Raw genomic sequence first — 2,433 nt, forward strand, 5'->3', positions numbered from 1 at the left:
TCGGGGTGGACGCCCTGCTGCGGCTGGTGGAGGTCATCGGAGCGATCCGCGGCCGGGGCCACGAGCACGACGGCGGTGAGGACCCATGCCGGCCTCTGCTGACATCCACCCCCCTTGACCTGGGTAAACGTCCCGCATTGGGAGGAGTTCCCGCCGACCAGCCGCCGCCTGGCGCTGCGGTTGCTGGGAACGCTGCTTGCGCGCCGGGCCAGGGCGACGATGCTGGAGACGAACCGGGGCGGCGGCCCTCCGAGGAGCGGAGGTGATCATGATGATGGCAGTGGCGGCTCAGGACCGGCCGCCGGCCGAGGCGCCGGGCAAGGTCCGGGCAGAACACCGTGACCGTCTCGCGGTCGTGTACGTCCGACAGTCGACGCTACGTCAACTCCGCTGCAACACCGAATCAGCGAAGATGCAGTACGCGCTGGTGGAACGGGCCACCACCCTGGGATGGCCGCCCTCGCGGGTCCTGGTGATCGACGAGGACACGGGCCACTCGGCGGCCGGTGTCCAGGAACGCCCGGGCTTCACCCGGCTGGTCTCCGAGGTGGGCCTGGGACACGTGGGCCTGGTGCTGGGGACCGAGATGTCGAGGCTGGCCCGTTCGGGCCGGGACTGGCACCAGCTGCTGGAGCTGTGTGCGCTCTCGCAGACCCTGCTGGCCGACCCGGACGGCATCTACGACCCGGCCGAGCACAACGACCGCCTGCTGCTGGGGCTCAAGGGCACCATCAGCGAGGCCGAGCTGTACCTGATCAAGCAGCGGATGTGGGGCGGCCGACTGGCCAAGGCCCGCCGCGGAGAGCTGAGCGTAGACCCGCCGCTGGGCTACTGGCGCCGCCCCTCGGGCGAGGTGGTCCTGGACCCCGACGAGCAGGTCCGCGCGGTGGTCAGCCTGGTGTTCACCAAGTACGAGGAGCTGGGCACCGTGCACGCGGTGCTGCGCTGGATGGTGGCCCACGGGATCGAACTGGGCGGACGGGAGCGGTGTGGACCCGAGCGCGGCAAGGTGGTGTGGCGCCGCCCGAACCGCACCGTCCTGCGGAACATGATCCGCAGCCCCGTCTACGCCGGGATCTACACCTTCGGCCGCAAGCACAGCCAGTACACCGCCCACGGAGTGCACACCACCGAGGTCAAGGACCCCGAGGACTGGCTGGTCTACCTGCCCGGCCGCCTTCCGGCCTACATCACCGAGGAGCAGTGGAAACGCAACCGGGCCCGGCTGCAGGCCAACCGTCAAAGCGCCGCCACCCCCGGGGCACCCCGTGAAGGACCGGCCCTGCTGACCGGCCTGCTGGTGTGCGCCCGCTGCGGCACGCACATGAACGTGCGCTACCGCACCGACCCGCACGGCGAAAGTCACATCTACCTGTGCAACTGGGAGGAGGCCCACTACGGCGGACGGATGTGCCAGCAACTGGTCGGTGCCTGCCTGGATGCCTGTGTCACCGAGCAACTGCTGGCCGCGCTCGCCCCGGCCTCCTTGGAACTGTCCCTGGCCGCTGCCGAGCAGGTCCAGGCGGACCGGGCCGCGGTGGAAGACATCTGGCGCCAGCGCCTGGAGCGGGCCGACTACGAAATCGACCGGGCCCGCCGCTGCTACCACCTGGCCGAACCGGAAAACCGCCTGGTGGTACGGCAGTTGGAGAAGGACTGGGAGCAGGCCCTGGCCGCCCGCGAGGACCTGCTGCGCGAGCACACCCGACAGCTGGCGACGGCCCCGCGGGTCCTGACCGCCGCCGAACGCGAGGCGATCCGGTCCCTGGCCGACGACCTGCCGGGGCTGTGGCACGCCCCCAGCACCACCATGGCCGAGCGCAAGCAGCTCGTCCGCCTGCTCATCGAACGCATCGCGGTCCGCGTCGTAAACGACAGTGAGATCGTCGAGGCCACCATCACCTGGGCCGGGGGCCGCGCCAGCACGGTCCGCACCCGACGCCCTGTCGCCAAGGTCGAGCAGCTCTCCTACTATCCGCAGCTGATCGCGCGGATCCGGGAGCTGTCCGAGGCCGGCCTGGGCCCCCGGAAGATCGCCGAAGTGGTCAACGCCGAGGGCTACCGCACCGCCAAGCGCAACGGGCCGTTCTCACCGGCCGGCATGCACAGCCTCCTGCGGCGGCAGGGCCTGCTGCAATATCCCGGACGCACCGGCTGGACCCGGGCCACCGACCAACTCGGCGCCCACGAATGGTTCCTGCCACAGCTGGCCGCCGAACTCGACATGCCGCAGATCACCCTGCACGGCTGGATCGGCCGCGGCTGGGTCAACGGGCGCCGGGACCGCACCGGCCGCCTGTGGATCCTGCACGCCGACCCCGCCGAACTCACCGCCCTGCGCGAGCGACGCGCCCGCCCCAACGGCTACTACACCCGGCAGCAGTACCTGGACAACCAGGAACCGGCCCTCGCACCACGGAAGGGAGAAGATCA

The 2,433-nt window shown here is 70.9% G+C and carries 1 protein-coding gene; it reads left to right on the forward strand.

Annotation, left to right across the window (positions count from 1 at the left end; all coding sequences use genetic code 11):
• Window positions 1-268: 268 nt before the first annotated feature.
• Window positions 269-2,433: recombinase family protein (locus ACFP2V_RS38585; protein WP_381221431.1), on the forward strand; the 2,165-nt coding region annotated here is incomplete at its 3' end.

The sequence above is a fragment of the Streptomyces incanus genome, from assembly GCF_042656345.1.
GTDB lineage: Bacteria > Actinomycetota > Actinomycetes > Streptomycetales > Streptomycetaceae > Streptomyces > Streptomyces incanus.